The organism is Phenylobacterium sp., assembly GCF_041920015.1.
Lineage (GTDB): Bacteria > Pseudomonadota > Alphaproteobacteria > Caulobacterales > Caulobacteraceae > Phenylobacterium.
The window spans coordinates 1-1696 of the sequence record NZ_JAYRST010000154.1 but is presented as its reverse complement, the minus strand read 5'-3'; the positions used below and the strand labels follow the sequence as shown (position 1 = coordinate 1696).

Annotated in this window: 2 protein-coding genes; one reads left to right on the top strand and one right to left on the bottom strand. The window is 67.6% G+C overall.

Annotation, left to right across the window (positions count from 1 at the left end):
* Positions 1 to 672 (top strand): IS110 family transposase (locus ACE3TL_RS16965; RefSeq protein WP_374579834.1); only part of this gene is annotated, 672 nt, incomplete at its 5' end.
* A 203-nt stretch (positions 673 to 875) separates the two neighbouring features.
* Here the strand turns inward: ACE3TL_RS16965 and ACE3TL_RS16960 are convergent.
* A partial coding sequence (locus tag ACE3TL_RS16960; RefSeq protein ID WP_374579833.1) for an NADP-dependent oxidoreductase occupies positions 876 to 1696 on the bottom strand: 821 nt, incomplete at its 5' end.

Genomic DNA, 1696 nt, shown 5'->3' with positions numbered 1-1696 from the left:
GGTCGTCGGGCCAAGACCGACAGACTGGACGCGGCGCTGATCGCGCGCTTCGCTCTGCTCATGCAGGACGCCGCCCGCCCCGTACCCGACGCCAAGGCCTTCGAGATCCGCAGCCTCTCCACCCGCCGCCGGCAGCTGGTGGAGATGGCGGCCATGGAGAAGACCCGGCTCAAGCAGACCCTGGACGCCGCCGTGGCCGACAGCTGCCGGCAGATGATCGCCATGCTGTCGGAGGAGCGCGCCAAGGTGGAGGCCTTGCTGCAGGCCGAGCTGCTGGCCCGTCAGAACGGGCCTGAGCGCGCGCGCCTGCTGCAGACCATCCCCGGCGTCGGCCCCGCCGTCAGCATGACCCTGATGGCCGACCTGCCCGAGCTGGGAAGCCTCGACCGCAAGGCCGTGGCCAGCCTGGCCGGCCTGGCCCCCCATCCCAACCAGAGCGGGACCCGCACCGGACAGGCCCACATCGGTGGTGGCCGCCCTTGCGTCCGCGCCGCCCTCTACATGGCCGCGGTCAGCGCCGCGCGCACCGACAAGGGCTTCAAGCGCGAGTACCTGGCCCTGCGCCAGGCCGGAAAGCCCGCAAAGGTCGCCCTCGTCGCCATCGCCAGAAAGATCGTCGTCGCCGCAAACAGCATCATCAAGGCCAACCAACCCTGGCAGAAGCCCGCTTGACCCAACACAGTCGCCGGCTCTCCGCTTCGCTGCGGCCGGGATGACGATTGAGATTTAGCCGATAGGTCTATCAACCCCTTCATCCGACCCTGCTCCTGATCAGGAGAAGACTGTCACCTATCCATCCGGGCTAATCTGTCACCACTCTATCCGGGCTGCACACAGGGCCACCTTCTCCCGCAAGGGGAGAAGGCATGCCTCCGCTAGTCGGCGATGTGGATCAGCATCTTGCCGTTGTTCAGGCCGTCGAAGAGGCCGATCAACCCCTCGGGCGCGCGCTCGAAGCCGGCCAGGATGGTCTCCTGGTACTTGATCTGGCCCGACTTGAGCCAAGCGGTCATGTCGGCCTGGAAGTCGGCGTTCAGGTGCGGGAAGTCGCCGGCCACGAAGCCCTCCATGCGGATGCGGCCATAGATTAGGGAAAACAGGTTCTTCACCCCCTCGCCGTCGCCGTTATAGGTCGAGATCATGCCGCCGACCGGGTTGCGGCCGCGCACGTTCATCAGCGGCAGGGCGGCGTCCAGGTGCGCGCCGCCGACATTCTCGAAATAGACGTCGATGCCCTTGGGGGTGGCGGCCTTCAGGGCCTCGGCCAGGTTTTCCGTCTTGTAGTTGATCACCGCGTCGATCCCGACCTCGCCCTTCAACCAGGCGGCCTTCTCGTCGGTCCCGGTGGAGCCCACGACGTAGCAGCCCTTGATCTTGGCGATCTGGGCCACGACCGAGCCCACGGCCCCGCCGGCCGTGGAGACGAAGACCTGCTCGCCGTCCTTCAGGGCGCCGGTGCCCAGCAGGCCGCCATAGGCGGTGATGCCGGTGCCGCCGAGCGCGTGCATGTAGACGCTCAGCGGCAGTTCCGGATCGCGGTTCAGCACCGAGACGCCGCGGCCGTCAGAGACGAAGGTCTCGCGGAAGCCGGCGCCGTGGCGGACCAGGTCGCCTTCCTTGAACTTGGGATTCTTCGACTGGGTCACCCGACCGATGCCGCCGCCCAACAAGGGGGCGTCCAGGGCCTGATCAGCGT